This is a genomic window from Pseudorhodoplanes sp., assembly GCF_046289595.1.
GTDB lineage: Bacteria > Pseudomonadota > Alphaproteobacteria > Rhizobiales > Xanthobacteraceae > Pseudorhodoplanes.
Genome location: NZ_JBKBVB010000230.1, coordinates 1 through 2,336 on the forward strand (window position 1 = coordinate 1; position 2,336 = coordinate 2,336).

4 protein-coding genes are annotated in these 2,336 nt (G+C 67.1%); 1 reads left to right on the plus strand and 3 read right to left on the minus strand.

Annotated elements, in window-relative coordinates; genetic code table 11:
* Nucleotides 1–141: 141 nt before the first annotated feature.
* The gene (locus ACK41X_RS23410; protein ID WP_409728705.1) at nucleotides 142–492 is read left to right on the plus strand and encodes a thermonuclease family protein; all 351 of its coding nucleotides are present in this window, start codon (nucleotides 142–144) and stop codon (nucleotides 490–492) included.
* Here ACK41X_RS23410 and ACK41X_RS23415 read toward each other — a convergent pair.
* Genes ACK41X_RS23415 through ACK41X_RS23425 form a run of 3 tightly spaced genes read right to left on the minus strand, consistent with a single transcriptional unit; the run spans nucleotide 489 to nucleotide 2,226 of the window.
* Nucleotides 489–659 carry a hypothetical protein gene (locus ACK41X_RS23415; RefSeq protein ID WP_409728708.1) on the minus strand — a complete coding sequence of 57 codons (171 nt, stop codon included), beginning with the start codon at nucleotides 657–659 and terminating at the stop codon, nucleotides 489–491. The two genes, ACK41X_RS23410 and ACK41X_RS23415, sit on opposite strands and share 4 nt — an antisense overlap.
* The gene (locus tag ACK41X_RS23420) at nucleotides 656–1,915 is read right to left on the minus strand and encodes a hypothetical protein (protein WP_409728711.1); all 1,260 of its coding nucleotides are present in this window, start codon (nucleotides 1,913–1,915) and stop codon (nucleotides 656–658) included. The genes ACK41X_RS23415 and ACK41X_RS23420 overlap by 4 nt, the downstream gene beginning before the upstream one ends.
* Nucleotides 1,912–2,226 (minus strand): hypothetical protein, encoded by a 315-nt coding sequence (locus ACK41X_RS23425; protein ID WP_409728714.1) that lies wholly within the window; start codon nucleotides 2,224–2,226, stop codon nucleotides 1,912–1,914. Before ACK41X_RS23425 ends, ACK41X_RS23420 begins: the two co-directional genes overlap by 4 nt.
* Nucleotides 2,227–2,336 lie beyond the last annotated feature (110 nt).

A 2,336-nucleotide genomic window follows, 5' to 3' on the forward strand; every position in this document is an offset into this window, starting at 1 on the left:
CGAATCAAAAATGCGGCCAACCGAATCTGCGCTCACCAATCAAGCATTGTAGCCGAGGACTGGGGCGAGCGAAAACGCGAAGAACGCAAGGTTGCGTTGCGGCATCGCGCAATTCGCTTCGGCTAATGGTCCGTTAACGCAATGATGATCCTGAGTGCCCTTGCCGTCGCTGCCATTGCCATCTGCCCGCCCTCTGGCGCGCGGCACCACTGCGTCCACGATGGGGACACCATCTGGTGGCAGGGCGAGAAGATGCGCCTTGCGGATATCGACACGCCCGAGCTTGACGGGCGCTGTGCGCGCGAGCGGACGCTGGCACGGGCGGCGCGCGGGCGGCTCGTGGTGCTGCTCAACGCGCAGCCGATCACCCTGCGCCGCGTCGGCACGGATCGCTATGGCCGCACATTGGCGGTAATCGGCGATGTCGGTGAGCGCCTGATCGCCGAGGGCCTCGCTACGCGCTGGCCACGGCGGCGCGATTGGTGCGCCTAATCCCCCAGCAGCTCACACAATAGCCGCGCTTCCTCGGCGTTTTCGCCTTCGCCGCAGGCGCGGATCACATAGAGCGCCAGCAGCCGGATCGCGCGCTCCTTCCTCGGGCCTATCGCGCTGGCCTCGCACACATCCGCCGCCCGGCGCAGCGCCTCGGCGGCGCTCATTCTGCCCATCCCGCCGGCACCCGCACCCTCGGCTTGGGCGGCGGGGTCGGTTCCTCAAGCTGCACCGGCATTCGCTCGCGCATCCCCCAGCGGCTGTGGATCAGAAAGATGTTCTGCTGCGGCGGCTCGACCACCACGCGCAGGTCATCGGCGTATTCGGAATAGCCCGGCACCGATCCATTCGAGAGGATGTTGCCAGGATTGCCGCTGATATGGAAATGCCCATGCAGCAGATAGTCCACACGCACACCTTTGCTGGCATATTGCGCAAGCACCTTCTTGGCGCCGCGCACGATCGGGAGAAACGGCCCGGCAAAGCCCTGCCCGCCGCCGGTGCCCATCTTGTCGCCATGGGTGAGCAGCACGTTGCGCCCGAGGATCGGCGTCACCTGATCCTTGGCTGCGCCCATCTGAAAGGTGACGCGCGGATCGTTGGCAAACTCGCGCTGCACCATCGCCGCAATCATCATGTCATAGGACAGGCGGGCATAGAGCTTGGCGGTGGGCTTGGGGGTGTTGCGCCCGTGGTTGCCGGGCACTGCAACCACATGCACGGCGCCGAAGGCTTCCTTGAGATGGCGGATTGCCGCGATCGCTTCCTCGACCATCGCCTGCACCTGCTCGTGGGCGGTGAGGTCGTTGGTCATCCGCAGTTCTTCGTGGATGTCGCCGCTGATGAGATCGCCGCCGAGCGCGAAATAGGCGCCCACGCAATCGGTATCCTCGGCCCAGCGCGCGCCGATCTGGCAGGCAGCGGCGATGTGGCGGCGCAGGCGCGCGCGGCAGATGTCGGAATCAAAGGCGTTGATCCCGCCGATTTCCTCGGCGGCGATCTTTTCGCCCATGTGCGTATCCGACCAGTGCACCCCGATCACCGATTGCGCCCGGCCCCTGCCTTGGCTGGCGATGGCATAGGCGGGCACCTGATAGGGCACACCGCGAATGCCCGATAGCTGCTCGGCAAGGTGCTCAAGCTCACCGATCTGGCGTTCGAGCGCGCTGGCCTTGCGCCGCCAGAAGGCCGCATCTTGGATTTCACGCGGGCTGGGCGGTGGTGCCGGCGCGGCCCTGGACACCTCTGGCGGCGGGACGGGATCGCCCATCAGCCCGGCGCGCTCGGCAGCCAGGAGCCGCCCGATAAAGGTGCTGCGCGGAATGCCAAGCGCCTTGGCCGCGCGAAGCTGATTGCGCCCCGCCGCCTCATAGGCCTGCACGGCCTCACGCAGCAGGTGATCGGGCACTGGCGGCGGGCTCATCTATCGCCCGCCGCATAGTAATCGCGCAGCCGGGCGAGCGCGCCCTCGCAATCGCCCCAGGCACTGCGCAGATCGATGATGTAGCGGGCGATCACCGCGTCGCGCGCGTCGGTTTGCACCTTGGGATAGGCGCGGGCGCCATCGGGCAGGGTAATCGCTCCGAGAGGCGCCAGATCGGGACGGGCCGGCGCATCGGCGCAGACCAGCCATTCATCGGGCGGCGGTGGCAGCCCTACCTTGATCGGCTTGGGGCCGCATCCGGCAAGCGCCAGCGCGGCGCTAGAACAGAGCATCAAGCGGATTGGCGTCATTGGCCTTTGCCTCCTCGATTGCCGCCAGATCGCGGGCGCGGGTTTCGGCTTCGATCCGGGCGCGGGTTTCAGCCGCCTTGTCGGCTTGCGCGCGGGCCTTTTCGGCGCGG

Excerpts from the sequence above, each read along its gene's own strand:
- ACK41X_RS23410 (WP_409728705.1), top strand. The coding sequence starts at position 142 with ATGATGATCCTGAGTGCCCTTGCCGTCGCTGCCATTGCCATCTGCCCG.
- ACK41X_RS23415 (WP_409728708.1), bottom strand. The coding sequence starts at position 659 with ATGAGCGCCGCCGAGGCGCTGCGCCGGGCGGCGGATGTGTGCGAGGCC.
- ACK41X_RS23420 (WP_409728711.1), bottom strand. The coding sequence starts at position 1,915 with ATGAGCCCGCCGCCAGTGCCCGATCACCTGCTGCGTGAGGCCGTGCAG.
- ACK41X_RS23425 (WP_409728714.1), bottom strand. The coding sequence starts at position 2,226 with ATGACGCCAATCCGCTTGATGCTCTGTTCTAGCGCCGCGCTGGCGCTT.